Below are 18,791 nucleotides of genomic sequence, written 5' to 3'. Positions count from 1 at the left end.
TATGTCGATTTGCGGTGGTATTGCAGGAAGTAGAGGAAGAAATCCTTCCGGTGTTGTTATTCACAATGATGCCGGGAGTATAAACGCAACCGCTGCTTTTTATAGGAATTGGTTGCCTAACCATAACTTAGTAAACGGGTTCGCTCATGAGTACGTTTGTAGCGATGGGATTGTACATGCTGAAGATTATGAATTTATGGCTTGGCATACTGCTAATTCTATTGGAAATGCGAACTATATTGGAATTGAAGTTTGTCAGTCTATGGGGAACGAAATAACTGTCATAGCAAATGAACAAGCTAGTTTTAAACTGGCTGCTGAGATTCTTAAGCGCTATGGCCTTGTAGCCAATGTTGCTACAGTTAAACTTCATAGAGAGTTTGTAGCGACTTCCTGTCCGCATCGTTCGTGGGAGCTTCATGGACAGGCAATTGAAGCGGTACGTAGCTACTATATACAAGAGATCAACAAGTACATGAATGCGACAAACGTTACACCAGAAGCACCAGATAACACAAATACAGAAGAAAACAAACAGGAGGAATTTGACATGGTATGTTTATTTGTAATTACACCAGGCGGGCAAGCTCTGCACTATTTTGACGGAAAGAACATCACGACACTGCAGCATCCGGATGAAGGGAATATTTTAAAAGCAATCTACAAGGAAAATTATGGTAAAGATATGCCGGTAATTTATCGTGATGGCGCTTGGTTTCAACGCCTGAAAGATGTAGCACAGCGCAAAGTGTTGTAACAAATAGAAAAGCCATGCCTCTCTTTATTGAGTGACATGGCTTATTTTTTTAACAAAAATGTTCCGCAAAACGTTCCACAGATTATACATAATCATCCCTTTTTTTCGATAGCTAGAAAACACAAAATCCTTATTTACCGCTGGTTTCAGGCTGTATCATAAACTGAAAAGACAACTACCAAGAGTAAATAACAACCTTCATTTCCACCACATTACCCGATGTGGTGGTTTTTTTTATGTATAAAGGGATAACAAAGCGGTTAGTTAGAAACAGTTTTCTCAACACCTTGTTGATTTTTTGTTTGGTCTAATTTATCATGGAGAAAAGTAAAAAGATGTTTTTCATAAAAATCAGGTATTAGAGCATTACTTGGTTAGTGGTGATAGACCTGACTGTTGGAAAAAATAGGAGAATATATGTCAGTTAAGACGGAGAAAACAAGAGATCATATTGTAGCGGTCTTTTTGAAATTGATGAATGATAGCGGCTTTGAAAAGCTTACAGTTGCTAGTATAGCGAGAGAAGCTGGGATCAATCGAGGGACATTCTATTTACATTTCACGGATAAGTATGCTGTTTTGGAGGAAGTTCAAGAGGATATCTATCAAAATTTTGAAACGATCGTGACCAAGTATATAGGTGTTTCTCTTATAGAAAAGCAATTGAATGAGTCAGTCAGCTTAGAAGAGTTGTTTCGCGGGGCTTGTCTAAAGTTGATGAATTTTTTATATGAGCGAAAAGAAGTAGCGCAAATTTTTCTAGGAGAGAATGGTGATGCGCATTTCATTGAGCGATTGGAAAAGGTTTATATTCGTGCTGTTAGAGGAAAAATAAGGAAAAAACTTCCTATCACGGAGGATTTCGAGTTAGAGTTTGTTTTTGCAGGGGCCATCGCTATTGTGAAAAAATGGATTCGAGAGGGAGCGGTTGAACCGCCGGAAACCATAGCAGACTTGCTGGCAGCGTGTATGATATCGTCTCCTATTGAAATATTTGAGCGAATTGAACAGGAGTAAAGTAACAGGTAACAGATTAGAGTACGGTGTACTGCATTTTTTAAACATAGGAATACTGTTAAGGATTTATTAAATGAGAAGTGGGTTTTCCAAACTTGCGCATAGCAAAGGAAGTTAGAAACAAGGGGCATTTCTTTAATAGAGCTTATATATGAACTATAGTAAAAAAGAAGCTTTTGCGAATTTTTCGTAAGGGTTTTTCTTTTTGTTTATGCAGCTGTTATACTGCTAATCAAAAACTGTACTAAAATAAATGTTTTTCTGCTATAATTTACAATGAAGAGATGAACAATGAGCCGTATGCTGGTGTTTTTAATTAAGCAAGGAGGCAGACAATGAAACTGATTTTTCATGGACATTCATGTATAGAGATACAATTGAAGGATGGGACAACTCTTTTGATCGATCCATTTATTACGGGAAATCCAGTTAGCGATCTAAAAGCGGAAGAAGTAAAAATGGATGTCGTTCTTGTCACACATGGTCATGGTGATCATATTGGAGACATGGTACCAATCGCTAAGAGTAATGACGCCTTGGTGATAAGTATTGTTGAAATTGCTAATTTTGCAGGAAAACAGGGGATTGCAAGTCATGGTATGAATTTAGGCGGTAAGTATGATTTTCCGTTTGGACGAATTCAGTTTGTTCCGGCGCTTCATAGCTCCGGATATGATTTTGAAGGCAGTACTCTGTACATGGGCGAGCCTGCGGGAATCATCTTGCAAGCAGAAGGAAAAACAATTTATCATGCAGGGGACACAGCGCTGTTTTCAGATATGAAATTATTGAATACATTTTATGATGTTGATGTTGCATTTTTGCCAATCGGCGATAACTTTACGATGGGACCTGATGAAGCTGTAGTTGCAGCTGAGTACATTGGGGCAAAAACAGTTGTGCCGATCCATTACAACACATTCGATCTTATTCGTCAGGATGCATCCGACTTTGTAGATCAGTTGAAATCAGGTACCGGCAAAATCATGATGGTTGGCGAGAGTATGGAACTATAGGAGGAGTACTATGGCAACAAAACACGATCAAATTTTACAGCATATCGAAGGTCTGCCGATTGGAGACAGGATTTCTGTTCGAAGTATTGCAAAAAATCTGGGGGTCAGCGAAGGTACTGCATATCGTGCAATAAAAGATGCAGAAAATATTGGTTTGGTGTCTACGATCCAGAGAGTAGGAACGATTCGAATTGAGCGAAAGCTGAAAAAGCATATAGAAAAACTAACATTTGGAGAAGTCGTGCGGATTATCGAAGGCGATGTTTTAGGTGGTTCAGCCGGCTTGGACAAGGTATTGAATAAGTTCGTGATTGGTGCGATGACGAAAAAGGCGATGGTTCGCTATATCACACCAGGCTCATTGATGATTGTCGGAAACAGGCATGAGGTACAAAAGCTTGCTCTGGAAAATGGCGCAGCAGTCCTGATTACCGGTGGTTTTGATACAGATGAAGAAATTGAACAGCTAGCGGATGAATTGGAAATGCCGGTTCTGCGAACAACTTATGATACATTTACGGTAGCTACTATGATCAACCGAGCATTGAGCGATCAGCTGATCAAAAAGGATATCATGCTTGTCAGTGATATCTACACGACATTGGACAAAACGAATTATCTTAGCGTGGCGAACAGTATTTCTGATTATCAGAAATTGTCCGAGGAAACCACCCATTCTCGTTTTCCAGTCGTTAACAAAAATATGCGGTTAGTTGGGATTATTACAGCGAAGGATGTTATTGGGAAAAATGATACAACGACAATCGATAAAGTCATGACCAAGGAACCAATCGTGGTCAAGAAGACAATGAGCGTTGCCAGTGTCAGCCATCAAATGATTTGGGATGGGCTGGAGGTCATGCCTGTTGTGGAGGATGACTTCTCTTTGATTGGATTGGTCTCTCGTCAGGACGTCATGAAGGCGATGCAGCTGGTTCAAAGACAGACGCAGATTGCTGATACGATTTCTGATCAAATCTCAGGTGAGGTCATGATTTCTGAAGATCAAAATCAGGAAAAAGGGAAGCTTGAGACACCGTCCTTTACTTTTCATGTTACTCCGCAAATGGTCAATGGTGTTGGGACAATCTCCTTTGGTGTACTGAGTGAAATCGTTTCGAATGTTACCCAGCGGACGATGATCGTTAATCAAAAAAGAAATGTATTGATCGAACAGGTCAATCTTCATTATTTGCGTCTGATTCAGCTGGAAAGTGATTTAGATATACGCCCAAGAATTTTAGAATTGGGCAGACGTTCAGCGAAGCTGGATGTGGAAATTTATTTGGAAAATGCCTTGGTAGCCAAAGCAATCGTTGTTTGCCAAGTGATGGAGCGTTCGTAGGAGGAAAAAGCATGAGTGTGAGAAATGACATTTTCTCAATGATCAAAGAATATGAAATAATAATTATTCATCGGCATCAGCGGCCAGATCCTGATGCTCTTGGTTCACAGGTAGGGCTGGCGGAAATTCTTCGTGCTAGTTTTCCTGAGAAGAACATATATCAGGTGGGTGGTCCAGTAGAAGGCTTGGAATTCCTTGCACTGATGGAGGATATTGCAGATAGTGTGTATCAAGGGGCATTAGTTATCGTGACTGATACGGCAAATTCGCCGAGGGTCAGTGACGCACGATACGCTACAGGTGCAAAGCTGATTAAAATCGATCATCATCCCAACGATGAGCCGTATGGCGATTTAGTTTGGGTAAATACACAGGCTAGCAGCTGCAGTGAAATGATTATGGACTTCTATCTTGAATTTCAGGATGAGTTGGTCATGTCTGATAATGCAGCAAGGCTGCTTTATGCCGGAATTGTTGGTGATACAGGAAGGTTCCTATATCCTGCAACGACCTCTCACACATTAGAGGTTGCGGCTAAGCTAAGAAATTATAACTTTGACGCAACAGGACTTAATCGAGAGCTGGAACAGATTTCAATGTCTGTTGCCAAATTAGCAGGTTCTGTTTATCAAAATTTAGAAGTGGACACGGATGGAGCGGGGAAAGTAATCATTTCTCAAGACATGCTGACTGAGTATGGAATCACCGATGCTGAAACAGCAGCCGTTGTTCCGCTTCCCGGAACGATCGATGAAGTATTGGCTTGGGGCTTGTTCGTGCAGCAGCCGGAAGGCTACTATCGGGTTCGTTTGCGTTCGAAGGGGCCTGTGATCAATGAGATCGCGAAGCGTCATCATGGTGGCGGTCATCCTCTGGCGAGTGGTGCCAATGCGAAGGATATGACTGAGGTTCAAGCGATTTATGAAGAAATCCAGCAGGCTTGTCAAGAATTCATCAAAAGAAAAGAATCATAGGTTCTTAAGAATAAACAATATAGAAACAGAAGCAGCAGCTCTGAAAAAGGAGCTGACTGCTTCTGTGTTTTTTTGTTTTAGAGTGACCATGAGAGTCCTCCAACGCCTCTTTTCTTTTTGATTGAAATACGATAGAATGAAAAGGATGTTGCTGTAAAATACGAGCTATGTCCCAAATCACAATAGGTAGTTGAATAAGGACTGGCGAATTGGCGTTGACTTGATGAAGAAAGTCAGAATCAATAATAATATTAAAGGAGAAATGACATGGAAACTTTACCAAACTGTCCGGAATGCGGATCAACGTATACATATGAGGATCGTGGAATGATGATTTGTCCGGAATGCGGACATGAATGGACACCGGGAGATGCTGTTGAAGAGAATGATTCAGCAATCAAAGACTCTAACGGCAATCTGTTGGCTGATGGCGATACAGTCACTGTCATCAAAGATTTAAAGGTCAAGGGTGCAAGTGGAGCGATCAAGCAAGGAACAAAAGTCAAGAACATTCGATTGGTTGAAAGCAGTGATGGCCACAATATCGACTGTAAAGTGGATGGCTTTGGTCCAATGAAGCTGAAATCAGAGTTCGTTAAAAAAGCATAAAGAAGAGGCTGAGACAGAAGTGTTTAGCTACAAGCAATAAGCCGGAATTCACGAAAATTGTTTCACAAATTTTTGTTGAATTCCGGCTTATTGTCGTAGGAGCTACTTCTGACTCGCCGTTTATTCGGATTTAGGGTATGGAAAAGAGTGGCAACAGATTATTGTCCCACTCTCTTTTTCAATTTCTACGTTCTAAAGCGGAGTAGATACAGCCATCTTACCTACTCAGTGAGGTTTTCAAAGCTAAACACTCTTCCTACAATCTCATCAATGACTGAAGCCGTATTTTTTGATTTCCTTTTGCTTGTGATACACAAGGTGTGCATTGTTTAATGCGGTAATTGCTTCGTTAAAATCCTCGATAAAATCAGCAGCTATATTCATGCCGAAGTCACCCCGTACGACGATGCGCTGAATAACTGTGGTATCCATAGATTTAGGGAGTGGATATGCAGGAACCTGCCAGCCCTTCATCAATAATCGATCAGATAAATCGTAAAGAGTCCATTCTCTTTCAGCGTCTGCTTTCAATTTGTAGCAAACCAACGGCAGCTGCGAGCCGTCATTGATGATTTCGAAAATATCAGTTTTCTGGATTTCCTTTGCTAGAAAAACAGCAATTTCATGGGTTCTTTCATGGATGGCTTGATAGCCGTTGAATCCATAACGGACAAAGTTGTAGTATTGCCCGATCAGCTGAGCTGCACTGTGAGAGAAATTGATGGCCATCGTAGGCAGTTCACCACCTAAATAACTGACCTCAAATACCAATTCTTTTGGCAGATAGTGCTTGTCTCGCCAAACAACCCAGCCGACACCAGGATAAACCAATCCATATTTATGACCAGAGGCATTGATAGATATGACATTTTCCAGTCGAAAATCCCAAAGTAAATCAGGCTCTACAAAAGGAGTATAGAAGCCGCCGGATGCAGCGTCAACATGAATATATACTTTATACTCAGTCTGGGCATTATAAACCTCTACCAGCTCATTTAAGGTCCTGATATCATCATAACGACCTGTGTAGGTAATACCCAATATGCCCACGATGCCAATTGTGTATTCGTCTACATAATCCATTACTGTATTCAAATTTATCGACAGATGTTTTTCGTCTATTGGAATCTCTCGTAGTTCGATATCCCAATAGACACAAAATTTTTCCCAACACACCTGATAGGCAGAGGAGATAACTAAATTTGGTTTTTTAGCCGCAGTATCCAATCCCAGCTTTTCAGCACGTTTTCGCCAAGAAAATTTCATAGCTAAACCAGCCAGCATACAAGCTTCAGAAGAGCCAATCGTTGATGTCCCCATAAATGCTTCATTCTCTTGAGCATGCCATAGGGAGGCAATCATATTCACACAACGGTTTTCGATTTCAGCTGTTCGGGGATACTCTGATTTATCCACTGCATTTTTATCTAGTGTCCGGCTCATCAGCTCTACGGCTTCAGGTTCCATATAGGTCTGGCAGAAGGTTGCCAGATTCAAGCGAGCATTTCCTTCATCCAGCATCTCATCTTGAACCAGTTGAAATGCTGTTCGTGGTTCGATTGGTTCATCGTTTAGCTTATATTTAGGTAAATCAACTTTCTCACTCTCTGAACCAAAAATAGGTTCTAAAAATTCGACTTCATCACGATCTCTTTTTCCATATAGCATTTTATCAACCTCCAAATAAAACGATTCTATTTTACTTTTTGAAAGAGTAGAGGACATCGATTCAGTATGTAGTGACCTGCCGAAAAAACAGCGAAACATGCATGTCAAATCGCTGCAATCAAACGGTTAATTCGGAATAATACCTGGATCGATCACATATTTTGTCAGTGAACAAAGAATGAAATAAACAGTCAGGATGATTATGACCTTACTGTAGTGAGGATTTTTTTGCCATTTATAATAAAGCTTATCTGCCTGAGGCTTGAGCCATTGAATGGTTATGACTGATAAAATGCCCCAAACTACTGCTGATTGCAGGCAAATCCGCCCTTGAAAGTTCATGAACTCATGGGAATAATTCCAGTAGGAATGGTGCAGGATATCAGAACAAAAATAACTGCCTAAAAGCTCAAAAAGAGTCATGAAGCCCATGCCGAAGAAGAACAGCTTGATGGGTTCATGCTTTAAATGCCGTAGTGAGTAGATGATCATGATAGCGCCATAGCCATACATATCAATGACAGGTAATCCCCAGACCACTCGAACCCTTCCAAGTAGTGAGTCAGCTGAGATACTCGGTAAATAGTAGTGAAGATTCCTGTAGGCAAAGAAGAGCCCTCGAAAAGTGAACTCATGGAAATTGATGAGCACCACCGTGGTTTCAAAAATCCATCCTAGAAAACCAAACACGAACAAATAGGTCAGCAGCTGAATATAATTAAACTCTTCTAGATCATCGATAATTCTTCCTGTGATGGAAAGCTCGTCATTTTTCATAGTAGCATCCCTTTCCTATTTAAATATTTCCATAAAGAAAGGCTGGATCAAATAGAACGTATAAAGTAGATTTCAATAGCGGCTTGATTCGTTATTGCCGCGCAAAAAGAGTGATATGTTCACTCTGTATGATGTTCTTTTCTTTCTTGCTGGAATTGATAAATCCGTCGAATACCGCGCCAGCAATTCAAAAAGACAAGAAGTAGGCCGATGATCATAGGCACCCATAAAATATCTGGGGAATAGCCTAACTGCAACTCTAATCGTGCGTCTGCGGACCAAAATTCCTGCAGGACTTGGAAGCTGAACACAGTCAGAAACGAAGCAATCAGCAATAAAATGAACCCTATATAATACTGAACCTGTGATTTTTTTCTGATCCCTTCAAACAGGATATAGAGAACAATCAAAAATAACGGTACACCAAATGCAAAATATCCGTTGAGCATAGTTTTCCCTCCTTATGAAAAATCACTAGCCGTTTCTCCGTCTACGGGTCTCGTCTCATATTACTGCCAGCCGTAACAACTATGGTGATTAGAACACCATTTATAACTGTCTAAGAGGCTGCAGCATACATGTATTGTACCACGCTAAAAAGTCAGTCTATGTAATATATGTTTACTTTATGATACCTGTAAATGCCTCAATTTTCAAAAAATCACCTCTTTTAGTCGCTTGAAATGACAAAATCGTTGTTTTCTAATAAACTGAAGGTATGCTAATCCTTTTATGTCAATGATTTCTTTGGTTTGCTTAAGCCAAAGTTCACTGAAGTCTTTTACATAATTTATATAAGTAGGAGGGATGTTTATGGGAGCATATGAAGCACCAATCAAAACGGCAATAGTCGTTTTTCCGTTTCTGGCATTTGCTATTTCATTTGTCTTTATTATCTATGATTATCGAAAATACGGTATCTTTCTTTTTCGACGAGCAGTTATCCTTTATTCGTTTGTATTCTATCTGTTGTGTGCTTATTTTCTGGTTATCCTACCGTTGCCTCCTCGTGAAGAAGTAGCAAACTACACAAGTCAGATCATTGAACTGCGACCATTTTATTCGGTGGTTCGCTTTTTAGATGAAACAAAGCTGGTCGTCGGTGATTCGAGCACCTATTTGCCAGCTTTGAGGCAGGGTGTGGTTCTTGAACCTGTGTTCAATATTTTGATGCTGCTGCCTTTTGGGATATATTTGAGGTATTACTTCAAACTGCCCTTCAAGAAGGTTGTACTGTTCGGCTTTTTACTTTCACTATTCTTTGAGCTGACACAGCTTAGCGGCTTGTATTTCATTTATCCGCGACCCTATCGATTAGCTGATGTGAATGATTTGATGAACAACACGTTAGGTGCGGTAATTGGGTATGCAGTGACACCTGTCTTTACCTTTTTATTACCGACTCGAGCTGACATCGATGAAGCCGCATATAGGAAAGGCCAGGATGTGACCATTTTTCGAAGGCTCGCTGCGTTTATGATCGACTGGGTGCTGATTTGGTTTGCTTCTTTTGTAATTGAGATTCCGTTACGGCTGATTCCGCAATATAGAGCATGGGATGACCAAGTTCATGTATTTGATAGTCGATGGCTGTTCTTTTTAACCGTATTTCTGGTTTTTATGTTGATCCCTACATTGACAAATGGACAGACACTTGGGAAAAAGGCTGTAAAAATAAGAATAGTGGAGGAAGGGCAATCAAGGATTCGCTTTAGAGCTTTATTCATGAGGTACGGCTACTTCTATTACATTTTTAGTATCAGTTCAGCTTTTCTGTCTTCAGCTGCTATTTGGCTAAATTCAAGTAATCGATGGCTGCAGATTGTCAGTTTCATTTTGACGATTTTCTGTTTTTTTCTGAATACATTATTTGTGATCAATATCGGTTATTCGATTTTGAAGAAAAGAAGGCGTCTGTTTTATGAGAAGGCTAGTCACACCTATACGATCAGTACCATAACTGTAGATGAAAAGTTTGAAAAAAGCAGGGAGCAAGACTGAATTTTATGTTATAATGCTTGAGGACTTATATACAAGAGAGAAAAGAGGTGGGCAAGTGAGTTCATTTGAGCAGTTTCAATTTCAGCCTTTTATTATGAAGGCGATAGAAGATAAAGGATTTAAAGCGCCGACAGAGGTGCAGGAAAAGCTGATTCCCGTAATCAAGAAGGGGAAAAGCGTTATTGGTCAGTCACAAACAGGAAGTGGGAAAACCCATACCTTTTTATTGCCGTTGATGGATAAAATCGATCCAACAATAGATGAGGTAAGTATTGTTATTACAGCACCAAGTAGAGAGTTGGCTGGGCAGATTTATCGAGAAGCCAGTCAAATTGCCCAATTTAGTCAACCGGAAATCCGTGTGACAAATTTTGTTGGAGGCACAGATAAGCAGCGCCAAATCGGTAAGCTTGGGAATCAACAGCCTCACGTAGTTATTGGTACACCAGGTCGTATTTTAGATTTGATCAATGAACAAGCATTAAAGGTTCATACAGCAGCCTATTTTGTTGTAGATGAAGCGGACATGACGTTAGACATGGGCTTTTTAGAAGAGGTCGATCAGATTGCCGGGCGATTGCCTGAACATCTGCAAATGCTGGTCTTTTCAGCAACAATTCCTGAAAAGTTGAAGCCGTTCCTTAAGAAGTATATGGAGAATCCTGTCATTGAGCACATCAAACCAAAGGCGATCATCTCAGAAACAATCGACAATTGGTTGATTTCAACAAAAGGGAAGGATAAAAATCGTCTGATTTATCAATTGTTGACAATTGGACACCCTTATCTAGCCATTGTTTTTGCCAATACAAAGCAGCGAGTAGATGAAATCACTGAGTACCTGAAGAAGCAAGGCTTGAAAGTTGCCAAAATCCATGGTGATATCACACCGAGAGAGAGAAAACGTGTGATGCGTCAGGTTCAGAATTTAGAATACCAATACGTAGTAGCAACAGATTTAGCTGCTCGTGGGATCGATATTGAAGGTGTCTCTCATGTCATCAATGCAGAGGTCCCGGCAGAACTGGATTTCTTTATCCATCGTGTTGGACGGACAGGAAGAAACGGTTTGGAAGGCACAGCGATAACGTTGTATGATCCGTCTGATGATCTGATGATTTCTCAAATAGAGCAGTTGGGCGTCAAGTTCTATCCGAAGGAAATCAAAGACGGAGAAATTGTAGAAACCTATGATCGTAACCGTCGAACAAAACGGACGAAATCAAAGGATGAACTTGATCCTACATTGATTGGTTTAGTGAAGAAAAAGAAAAAGAAAGTCAAACCCGGCTATAAGAAGAAAATCAATTGGGCAATTGCCGATAGTAATAAGAAGAAACGTAAAGTAGAACGCAGACAACAGACGCGTACAGCAAGAAAAGCGAAGAAAAACTCGAATCAATAAAAAATTTGATTGTTAGCGTCAGCTTATTCGATTCAATGTTTGGAGCATTGCCATTTCGGTAAATGCTCCAAACTTTTTTGCTTTAACCTCTATTCATTTTGCATGGAGCAAGTACTGAAAACTGTAGGCTGATTTTCTGGAATGTTTCTCTTCTGGTTCTGTGCTATAATAACCAAGTTAGTATGAAAATGGAGGAAAAAAGATGGATGGAATTCTTCCTTTATGGAAAGAAAAAGGAATGACCAGTCACGACTGTGTCTTTAAATTACGAAAGATTTTACATACAAAAAAAATCGGTCATGGGGGAACCTTAGATCCGGATGTTTCCGGTGTTTTGCCAATCTGTATTGGAAAAGGTACAAAAGTGATCGAATATATGGTGGATTCCGGAAAAACCTATGAGGGAGAAATCACCTTAGGATTTTCAACAACGACTGAGGATGTCAGCGGAGAAATCGTTGAACAAGAGCTTTTGACTGAGCCATTTACACTGGAAGAAATCGATCAGGCAATGGCAAAAATGACTGGTGAAATCACTCAGATTCCGCCAATGTTCTCAGCAGTCAAAGTCAACGGAAAACGTCTGTATGAATATGCTCGAAATGGAGAAGAGGTTGAGCGCCCACAAAGAAAAGCAATGATTTATTCGTTTGAACGGACGAGTCAACCAGTTTTCGATGAGGAAAAAGGGACGCAATCATGGCGCTTCAAGGTTGTTTGTGGTAAAGGGACGTATGTACGTACACTTTCAGTGGATACTGGCAAAGCTTTGGGCGTACCCGCCCATATGTCTGAGCTGGTGAGAACAGCCAGCAGTGGATTGCAAAAGGAGCAATGTGTAACTCTGGCTGAGGTTGCAGAGAAGATGGAGCAAGAAGCGATATCTGAGGTTTTATTGCCAATTGAAGTTGCCATAGCTGATTTTCCTAAGATCGATTTAACTGAGGAGCAGTACAGCAGGGTTAAAAATGGTGTTTTTCTTTCCCGAAAAGAGTTGGGCTTGTCTGATCCAATCGAAGGGTTGCTTGCGCTGTATCATCAGGGACTGGTTGTCAGCCTTTATCAGCAGCATCCAGAGAAAACCCAGCTTTTAAAACCAAGTAAAGTACTCAGAAATAATTAAAAGAAGGAAGTTTTGTGTGATGAAAATTATTTCCATTCGCCATCCGTATGATCCAACGCAGATTCCAACGGATGATGTAGTGATGGTATTAGGTTTTTTTGACGGCGTTCATCAAGGCCATAGAAGAGTGATTGAAGCAGGAAAAAGACTTGCGAAGGAAAAGGGATTGAAGTTGGCTGTAATGACCTTCAATCAACATCCGTCGATCGTTTTTCAAAAAATTGAACCAAAGGCAATGAAGTATCTTACTAGCCTGAAGCAAAAAGAGGATAGGATGGCTGAGTTAGGCGTAGATATTCTTTACGTGATCGATTTTACCTCTGATTTTGCGAAGCTTCCTCCTCAGGAATTTGTTGACCAGTATATCGTCGATCTTCATAGTAAGGCGGCTGTTTCAGGCTTTGATTATACTTATGGACCAAGAGATATTGCTGATGTTGCTCATTTTCCTGAATATGCTCAAGGCAGATTTGAAATCGTAACTGTTCAAAAGGAAGAGATGGATGGAGAGAAAATCAGTTCCACCAGAATTCGGGAAATGATGGATAGTGGAGATATGGAAGAGGCGACAGAGCTGTTAGGCTATGTCTATGAAACCGAAGGAACGGTCGTTCATGGTGATGCACGTGGACGAGAGCTGGGCTTTCCAACCGCAAATATCCGAGTGAAAAGCACAGTGCGCTTGCCGAGAATCGGTGTTTATGTTGTTCAGATCAAGATTGGTGAAACATGGTATGTTGGTATGGGATCAATCGGCCATAATGATACGTTCGGCGAAGGACGAGAGCTGACAGTAGAAGTCTATATCCTCGATTTCAAAAAGGATATTTACGGTGAACAGGTGGTTGTTCGATGGAATCACTATCTGCGTGATCAGGTAAAATTCGAAGGAGCTGAGAAGCTGATCGAACAGTTGAAGCAGGATGAACGTGATACAGCAGCCTACTTCAAATAAAGAGGTAATCAGCTGTCTCTATAATTGCTATAGAGCGACAAACGAAGTAAAGCTAGAGTAAGGGTTCCATGAAAGTAGGATAAAATTTGGAACCCTACGGCTGAGCAAGTAAAGAAAAAGAGGCTGAGACAGAAGTGTTTAGCTACAAGCAATAAGCCGGAATTCACGAAAATTGTTTCACAAATTTTTGTTGAATTCCGGCTTATTGTCGTAGGAGCTACTTCTGACTCGCCGTTTATTCGGATTTAGGGTATGGAAAAGAGTGGCAACAGATTATTGTCCCACTCTCTTTTTCTTCTGTCGTAACCTCTTACTTTAGTTGTTGTTCTGTATGCTTCCGTTTGAGAAGATAATTGAATTCGTCTTATTCTTAATTTTCACAGTATATGTTTGACCGGGCTTGATTGAAAGGTAATTGTACTTATAGCTATTTTCTCCATTCAATGTTTTAGAAACTTGACATAGATTTCCGTCGCTATCGTACAGCTCTACAATTAGTTTTTCTTTTTGATCCAAGCTTATGCCAACAAAAATAGCAGGTTCATTATTATTTTCTTTGATTGTGACTTTAAATTCTTTTTGACTATTAGGTAAATATATAGGGATGTAGCTTCTAAAAACAAACAGAAGTAGAGTCAAGCATATGATTAAACCAACTACTATGCTAAGTCGTGCAGCTACTTTTTTTGAAGTCATTTTTTCTCCTATTCCACTTTTATTTATTAAATTTGTTGAAATCGTTTATGCCGTCTTGAATCATTATACCGTCATCTGAATTATCTCCATATCTGTTATAATTTCAACATTTGCCCAAAATTGATCAGGCATGACCAGATAGCTCTGGCCTATTAATAAAATTTTGCATGCTCTGCGTGAGTTGAATTAAGCCTTCATAAACCAACTGTCGATTTCTTGTCTATCGTAGTCTAAAATGTACGCCTGATATTTCTGATAATAAAAAGCAGCAGTTTCTTTATCCGGTGACCAAATGTCACAACCACGGTCGTCATAAATATGAAACAACAGTTTTTTTGCGGGATTATAAAAGAAGATGCGCTCACTGATTTTCGGTACCAAGGGATTTGATCCGTAAAAATCAGAGTACAAGCAAGCGGTAATCAGTTTGTTCATGTAAAGATCTTGACGATCGATAGAGAACAAGAGAATGCCAGTTGTTCCCTCATAGTAACCGCTAAAGGCATCCGTTACAAAGTGATCGATATGGTGAAGTCTGTTTCTCTTTAGAAATTTTTGGAAGCGAGTGACATGTCCTTGCTCTGGAATAACGATTCCAATAGTCAGTGTTTTTTCGTCATGAAAGATATCTGCCGCAACAGCCCTGGGCAGCCATGAAATTTTGTTGATAGCATCAACAGCTCCCATACTGAAATCGTTTGTCAGCTCCAGTCTGACATTGTACTTTTCTCTGTAGGTGTGATGCTTTTTCAGCAGAAGTTCCTTCAATTCATCAAACATTGTCTTACCCTTCCTTTCATACTCATTCCTTTATTTGAGCATTATTATCATATAGATAGCTTATCCGTGTGTTTACAGTGAAATCATTGGTTTGATTGTACCAAAAGTAGAGATGCCAAACAATCTTTAATAGAAAGGCTTGTTCGACGATGATCCTTGATATCTATCATCTGCAAAAATGATTTGACAACAGCGACTATTTCAAAGAATATAAAGGAGAAGATAGGCAGATTTGATTTTATTGGAAAAGAACTGGCAGGGAGGTATGCGTGTATGGCTATTTATTTAGAAATGCCAAGGTTGGATAAGGAGTTCCCTTTTCGTATACTTGTGAATGACGGCAATATTTTAACAACACCTCATTGGCATCGAGAACTGGAACTGATTTATGTAACCAAGGGGACAATAACCTTAGGAATCAATGATCAGCCGTATACTCTCTCAGAAGGAGGAATTGTCTTCATCAATAGCGGTGACATCCATTATGTTTTAGCATCCCCTGGAAGCGAGCGGCTCGTTTATCAATTTGATTTTAGCTTTTTTTCTTCCGTAAGTACGGAAGAGGCTGATATATCACACAGTTTTCCCGATATTTTTCCGCTAAGTATTCATTGGTCTGAGGAGGATCAAAAGAAGGTTCGAGAAATTCTGGAAAATGTGTATCTGGAAAATCGTGAACGCCATCCAGGCTATCAGTATGTCATAAAATCAGCAATTTTCCAGTTAGCAGTTTTATTTATCAGGAAGCTCCCTAAAAGAGAGAATAGGAAAGTTCAGGAAATCAATGGTATCAAAAACAATGAGATCCTTGAAAAATTGGATCAAGTATTTCGGTATGTGGAAAATCGCTATCAGCAACATATTTCTCTTCAGGATGCAGCGTCGGAGGTTGGCTATAGCCCCTTTTACTTTACTCGTTTTTTCAAGAAAAATACTGGCAAGACATTTATCACATTTTTAAATGATTATCGTATTGACAAGGCGAAGTGGCTCTTGATCAACAGTGATAAAAATGTTTCTCAAATCATTTCAGAGGTAGGCTTTGAAAGTGACAAGACATTTTATCGTCTGTTCAAAAATTCATTGATGCTGTCTCCACTTGAGTATCGCAAAAAAATGAGTATAAACTAAAGAAATGGACGCATAAGAAAAGCGATTCTTTGTTGAAGTGATTGATTTCAGTAAAGAAGGTTTAAGACAAGCGGTAATAGGAATCTTCTGCATTAAGTCAAAATATTATTTAGGGTAATATGAAGGGGAAAATAATGGAAAAGAAAAATTTTAACATAGGCAATATACCTGCGGTTCTTTATGGAAGGTCTGCTGAAAAGGTCTTTCTATTTGTTCATGGACAAAGTGGAAACAAGGAAGAAGCGGAGCAGTTTGCTGCTGTTGCTGCAGAAAAAGGCTGGCAGGTACTGAGTATCGATTTGCCAGAGCATGGGGAAAGGAAGGCAGAGTCCGGTTTTGTTCCGTGGATCGTAGTTCCGGAGCTGCAGCTGGTTTGGCAATATATAGAAACACACTGGCAACGGTTTGGTCTTAGAGGCAATAGCATAGGTGTCTGGTTCAGTCTGCTGGCATTGAGGGACAAGGAAATTGAACAAAGCTTGTTTGTTTCCCCAATTTTGGATATGGAGCAGTTGATACGAAAGATGATGCGTTGGGCAGATGTTTCCGAGGAACAATTGGAAACGGAGAAAATCATTCAAACTGACTTTGGTCAGGAGCTGTCTTGGGAATATCTAACTTTTGCACGACAAAATCAGATAAATAAGTGGAAGAGTCCTAGTGCTATTTTATACGGTGATCAAGATAACCTTACTGACCATGAAACTATAACAGCTTTTTCCCTCAAATTTCAATGTGATCTTACAGTAATGGAGGATGGTGAACATTGGTTTCATACGATGGACCAATTGATTTTTTTAACGAATTGGCTAAAGGAGTCCGTGGGAAATAAATGACTGCAAGACAATAATGATTTTCATATAGAAAAAGGATGGGGTGTTCTTCAAAAATAGAAGCACACCTCATCCTTTTTTTGCGCAATATTTGAGAATAAGAAGTCAATTTTGTGGGAATGAAAACGGTTGATAATTCGTTAATATGATTATATCGTCGACGAACGAAAAGAAATAGATTGTTACATTGAAATAAAAATAGCTATTTTTGAGAGGTACGAGTGCATATGTTTATGGAAAAAGATTTTTTTTGGGGCGGAGCAGTTTCAGCAGCACAGTGTGAGGGAAATTATCTGGCTGATGGCCGAGGAGCCTCTAACTTTGATCAGCTGCCATTGAATGATCAACGATTAAAGCCGGTTTTTAAGAATAAGACGAAGAGTATTTTAACAGAAGAAACTGAGACGATTTATCCCGGTAGGATTGGTATTGATTTTTATCATACCTATAAGGAGGATATCAAATTATTGAGTGAGCTGGGCATCAACAGTTTTCGATTCTCAATTTCATGGTCTCGAATCTTTCCGAAAGGGAACGAAAAAGAACCTAATCAAGCCGGTTTGGCTTATTATGATGCATTGCTGAGTGAGTTGGAACGGTATCAGATCGAGCCGATTGTGACCTTGAGTCATTTTGAAATCCCCATGTATTTGGTGGAGGTATACAATGGGTGGGCAGCAAAAGAGGTAATAGAATATTATGTGCACTATACAAAAACAGTCATGGCGTATTTTGACGGGAGAATCAAGTATTGGATTCCTTTTAACGAAATGAACATGGTATTGCATATTCCATTTATTGGTGGAGGGATACAGTTTGAAGAAGGGCAGGATAATCTGTCATTACAATATCAGGCTGGACATCATCAGTTATTGGCAAATGCATTGACGATCCAAATAGGAAAACAGATCAATGGGAATAACCAGTTTGGAGCTATGTTGGCTGCAGGTAAAACCTATGCTTATACTTGTAGACCATCAGACGTTTTTGCTGCATTGAAGCATGAGCAGGAAAACTTGATGTTTTCAGACGTTCAGGTATTCGGCAGCTACCCGGCACATACAAACCATTTCTTTAAGAAGCATGGAATCAAGCTTGATGTAACGGAGTTGGATCAAAAGGTGTTGAGGGAAAATACCGTTGATTTTGTTTCCTTCAGCTATTACTCAAGTGCTTGTACAGCCGCTGAGACAGAGGGAAAAGAGACCGTTGCAGCCAACGGGTTTATCACCTTAAGAAATCCTCATCTGCCTGAAAGCAAAAGCGTTTGGCAAAATGATCCGATAGGCTTGCGCATCACATTGAATCAGCTTTTTGAACGATACCATAAACCACTTTTTATTGTCGAAAACGGCATTGGTACACAAGATGTATTCAACAAAGAAACGATTGATGACCCATATCGTATCGATTATTTGAATGAGCATATTAAAAACATGATTCTTGCGGTAAGGGAAGATGGCGTAGAGCTGATGGGCTACTTAATGTGGGGAATCATCGATCTTCCTAGTGTCAGTGAAGGCCGGATCAGCAAAAGATATGGCGTTGTTTATGTGGATCAGGACGATAACGGACATGGTTCAGGTAAACGTTACAAGAAAGAAAGCTATCATTTTTATAAGAAAGTAATTGAAACTAAAGGTGCAGCAGTGTTCGAGGAGTTACCTGACAGCACCAAGGATATTCGCAAAAGGAGCGATTAAA

18 protein-coding genes are annotated in these 18,791 nt (G+C 39.9%); 13 read left to right on the top strand and 5 right to left on the bottom strand.

Annotated features, from left to right (window positions below):
* The first annotated feature begins 1 nt into the window (after window position 1).
* The 6 genes from I6N96_RS00980 (at window position 2) to I6N96_RS00955 (ending at window position 5,718) form a co-directional block, all read left to right on the top strand.
* Window positions 2-757 (top strand): peptidoglycan recognition protein family protein, encoded by a 756-nt coding sequence (locus I6N96_RS00980; protein ID WP_209555631.1) that lies wholly within the window; start codon window positions 2-4, stop codon window positions 755-757.
* Window positions 758-1,174: 417 nt separating this feature from the next.
* Window positions 1,175-1,774, top strand: a complete 600-nt coding sequence (locus tag I6N96_RS00975; RefSeq protein ID WP_209555630.1) for a TetR/AcrR family transcriptional regulator — start codon at window positions 1,175-1,177, stop codon at window positions 1,772-1,774.
* Between the two features lie 335 nt (window positions 1,775-2,109).
* Window positions 2,110-2,790: a metal-dependent hydrolase gene (locus tag I6N96_RS00970; RefSeq protein WP_209555629.1), complete on the top strand. Its 681-nt coding sequence runs from the start codon at window positions 2,110-2,112 to the stop codon at window positions 2,788-2,790.
* A 10-nt stretch (window positions 2,791-2,800) separates the two neighbouring features.
* Window positions 2,801-4,135 (top strand): DRTGG domain-containing protein, encoded by a 1,335-nt coding sequence (locus I6N96_RS00965; RefSeq protein WP_209555628.1) that lies wholly within the window; start codon window positions 2,801-2,803, stop codon window positions 4,133-4,135.
* A gap of 11 nt (window positions 4,136-4,146) precedes the next feature.
* Entirely contained in the window at window positions 4,147-5,109 is a 963-nt protein-coding gene (locus tag I6N96_RS00960; protein ID WP_209555627.1) for a DHH family phosphoesterase, read from the top strand.
* 267 nt (window positions 5,110-5,376) lie between these two features.
* Complete coding sequence (locus I6N96_RS00955) at window positions 5,377-5,718, top strand: zinc ribbon domain-containing protein YjdM (protein WP_209555626.1); 342 nt, start codon at window positions 5,377-5,379, stop codon at window positions 5,716-5,718.
* A 267-nt stretch (window positions 5,719-5,985) separates the two neighbouring features.
* On the opposite strand, the gene gad is transcribed toward I6N96_RS00955, so the two are convergent.
* From gad to I6N96_RS00940, 3 genes are all read right to left on the bottom strand, one after another.
* Complete coding sequence (gene gad, locus I6N96_RS00950) at window positions 5,986-7,386, bottom strand: glutamate decarboxylase (RefSeq protein WP_209555625.1); 1,401 nt, start codon at window positions 7,384-7,386, stop codon at window positions 5,986-5,988.
* Between the two features lie 126 nt (window positions 7,387-7,512).
* Complete coding sequence (locus I6N96_RS00945) at window positions 7,513-8,163, bottom strand: putative ABC transporter permease (protein ID WP_209555624.1); 651 nt, start codon at window positions 8,161-8,163, stop codon at window positions 7,513-7,515.
* A 119-nt stretch (window positions 8,164-8,282) separates the two neighbouring features.
* Window positions 8,283-8,612: a hypothetical protein gene (locus I6N96_RS00940; RefSeq protein WP_209555623.1), complete on the bottom strand. Its 330-nt coding sequence runs from the start codon at window positions 8,610-8,612 to the stop codon at window positions 8,283-8,285.
* Between the two features lie 364 nt (window positions 8,613-8,976).
* On the opposite strand from I6N96_RS00940, the gene I6N96_RS00935 reads away from it, so the two are divergent.
* The 4 genes from I6N96_RS00935 to ribF all read left to right on the top strand — a co-directional run bounded on the left by I6N96_RS00935 (window position 8,977) and on the right by ribF (window position 13,647).
* Complete coding sequence (locus I6N96_RS00935) at window positions 8,977-10,164, top strand: VanZ family protein (RefSeq protein ID WP_209555622.1); 1,188 nt, start codon at window positions 8,977-8,979, stop codon at window positions 10,162-10,164.
* A 13-nt stretch (window positions 10,165-10,177) separates the two neighbouring features.
* A complete protein-coding gene (locus tag I6N96_RS00930) occupies window positions 10,178-11,569 on the top strand; it encodes a DEAD/DEAH box helicase (protein ID WP_209556201.1) in 1,392 nt (463 codons plus the stop codon).
* A 202-nt stretch (window positions 11,570-11,771) separates the two neighbouring features.
* Window positions 11,772-12,692: a tRNA pseudouridine(55) synthase TruB gene (truB, locus tag I6N96_RS00925; protein WP_209555621.1), complete on the top strand. Its 921-nt coding sequence runs from the start codon at window positions 11,772-11,774 to the stop codon at window positions 12,690-12,692.
* Window positions 12,693-12,711: 19 nt separating this feature from the next.
* Complete coding sequence (gene ribF, locus I6N96_RS00920; protein ID WP_209556200.1) at window positions 12,712-13,647, top strand: riboflavin biosynthesis protein RibF; 936 nt, start codon at window positions 12,712-12,714, stop codon at window positions 13,645-13,647.
* Window positions 13,648-13,962: 315 nt separating this feature from the next.
* Here the strand turns inward: ribF and I6N96_RS00915 are convergent, their stop codons facing one another.
* Together I6N96_RS00915 and I6N96_RS00910 are read right to left on the bottom strand one after the other, a co-directional pair.
* Complete coding sequence (locus I6N96_RS00915) at window positions 13,963-14,343, bottom strand: hypothetical protein (RefSeq protein WP_209555620.1); 381 nt, start codon at window positions 14,341-14,343, stop codon at window positions 13,963-13,965.
* Window positions 14,344-14,529: 186 nt separating this feature from the next.
* Window positions 14,530-15,123, bottom strand: a complete 594-nt coding sequence (locus I6N96_RS00910; RefSeq protein WP_209555619.1) for a DUF3885 domain-containing protein — start codon at window positions 15,121-15,123, stop codon at window positions 14,530-14,532.
* Window positions 15,124-15,396: 273 nt separating this feature from the next.
* Between I6N96_RS00910 and I6N96_RS00905 the strand changes: the two genes are divergently transcribed.
* From I6N96_RS00905 to I6N96_RS00895, 3 genes are all read left to right on the top strand, one after another.
* Window positions 15,397-16,254, top strand: a complete 858-nt coding sequence (locus I6N96_RS00905) for a helix-turn-helix transcriptional regulator (RefSeq protein WP_209555618.1) — start codon at window positions 15,397-15,399, stop codon at window positions 16,252-16,254.
* A gap of 134 nt (window positions 16,255-16,388) precedes the next feature.
* Window positions 16,389-17,090, top strand: a complete 702-nt coding sequence (locus I6N96_RS00900) for an alpha/beta hydrolase (RefSeq protein WP_209555617.1) — start codon at window positions 16,389-16,391, stop codon at window positions 17,088-17,090.
* Between the two features lie 230 nt (window positions 17,091-17,320).
* Window positions 17,321-18,790: a family 1 glycosylhydrolase gene (locus tag I6N96_RS00895; RefSeq protein ID WP_245186795.1), complete on the top strand. Its 1,470-nt coding sequence runs from the start codon at window positions 17,321-17,323 to the stop codon at window positions 18,788-18,790.
* Window position 18,791 lies beyond the last annotated feature (1 nt).

Origin of the sequence: Enterococcus larvae, from assembly GCF_017830045.1 — a bacterium.
Classification (GTDB): Bacteria; Bacillota; Bacilli; order Lactobacillales; family Enterococcaceae; genus Enterococcus_L; species Enterococcus_L larvae.
This window is presented reverse-complemented; position numbering and strand designations above follow the sequence as displayed.

Excerpts from the sequence above, each read along its gene's own strand:
- I6N96_RS00980 (WP_209555631.1), top strand. The coding sequence starts at position 2 with ATGTCGATTTGCGGTGGTATTGCAGGAAGTAGAGGAAGAAATCCTTCC.
- I6N96_RS00975 (WP_209555630.1), top strand. The coding sequence starts at position 1,175 with ATGTCAGTTAAGACGGAGAAAACAAGAGATCATATTGTAGCGGTCTTT.
- I6N96_RS00970 (WP_209555629.1), top strand. The coding sequence starts at position 2,110 with ATGAAACTGATTTTTCATGGACATTCATGTATAGAGATACAATTGAAG.
- I6N96_RS00965 (WP_209555628.1), top strand. The coding sequence starts at position 2,801 with ATGGCAACAAAACACGATCAAATTTTACAGCATATCGAAGGTCTGCCG.
- I6N96_RS00960 (WP_209555627.1), top strand. The coding sequence starts at position 4,147 with ATGAGTGTGAGAAATGACATTTTCTCAATGATCAAAGAATATGAAATA.
- I6N96_RS00955 (WP_209555626.1), top strand. The coding sequence starts at position 5,377 with ATGGAAACTTTACCAAACTGTCCGGAATGCGGATCAACGTATACATAT.
- gad (WP_209555625.1), bottom strand. The coding sequence starts at position 7,386 with ATGCTATATGGAAAAAGAGATCGTGATGAAGTCGAATTTTTAGAACCT.
- I6N96_RS00945 (WP_209555624.1), bottom strand. The coding sequence starts at position 8,163 with ATGAAAAATGACGAGCTTTCCATCACAGGAAGAATTATCGATGATCTA.
- I6N96_RS00940 (WP_209555623.1), bottom strand. The coding sequence starts at position 8,612 with ATGCTCAACGGATATTTTGCATTTGGTGTACCGTTATTTTTGATTGTT.
- I6N96_RS00935 (WP_209555622.1), top strand. The coding sequence starts at position 8,977 with ATGGGAGCATATGAAGCACCAATCAAAACGGCAATAGTCGTTTTTCCG.
- I6N96_RS00930 (WP_209556201.1), top strand. The coding sequence starts at position 10,178 with ATGCTTGAGGACTTATATACAAGAGAGAAAAGAGGTGGGCAAGTGAGT.
- truB (WP_209555621.1), top strand. The coding sequence starts at position 11,772 with ATGGATGGAATTCTTCCTTTATGGAAAGAAAAAGGAATGACCAGTCAC.
- ribF (WP_209556200.1), top strand. The coding sequence starts at position 12,712 with ATGAAAATTATTTCCATTCGCCATCCGTATGATCCAACGCAGATTCCA.
- I6N96_RS00915 (WP_209555620.1), bottom strand. The coding sequence starts at position 14,343 with ATGACTTCAAAAAAAGTAGCTGCACGACTTAGCATAGTAGTTGGTTTA.
- I6N96_RS00910 (WP_209555619.1), bottom strand. The coding sequence starts at position 15,123 with ATGTTTGATGAATTGAAGGAACTTCTGCTGAAAAAGCATCACACCTAC.
- I6N96_RS00905 (WP_209555618.1), top strand. The coding sequence starts at position 15,397 with ATGGCTATTTATTTAGAAATGCCAAGGTTGGATAAGGAGTTCCCTTTT.
- I6N96_RS00900 (WP_209555617.1), top strand. The coding sequence starts at position 16,389 with ATGGAAAAGAAAAATTTTAACATAGGCAATATACCTGCGGTTCTTTAT.
- I6N96_RS00895 (WP_245186795.1), top strand. The coding sequence starts at position 17,321 with ATGGAAAAAGATTTTTTTTGGGGCGGAGCAGTTTCAGCAGCACAGTGT.